Source organism: Escherichia sp. MOD1-EC7003 (assembly GCF_002965065.1).
Taxonomy (GTDB): domain Bacteria; phylum Pseudomonadota; class Gammaproteobacteria; order Enterobacterales; family Enterobacteriaceae; genus Escherichia.
The window spans coordinates 1-237 of the sequence record NZ_PTRE01000303.1 but is presented as its reverse complement, the minus strand read 5'-3'; the positions used below and the strand labels follow the sequence as shown (position 1 = coordinate 237).

Sequence of the window (237 nt, the reverse complement as noted above, 5' to 3'; positions counted from 1 at the left end):
CAGCACGTCTGAAGTGCTGGCCGCCACACCGAAAGCTGTCAAGGCTGCATATGATTTGGCTAATGGAAAGCAAGCGGCAGACGCTACGCTCACTGCTCTAGCGGCACTAGCTACAGCAGCAGATAAACTCCCTTATTTCACAGGTGTTGATCGTGCCGCGTTAACTGCATTGACAAGTGTTGGACGCGCCATTCTTGGTAAGACCAGTATTCAGAGCGTTCTTGATTACCTTGGTTT

General features: G+C 50.6%; 1 protein-coding gene. It reads left to right on the top strand.

Going from position 1 to position 237, the window contains the following annotated elements; genetic code table 11:
• On the top strand, positions 1 to 237 hold a 237-nt coding region (locus tag A7090_RS25495), incomplete at both ends, for a tail fiber protein (RefSeq protein WP_198599622.1).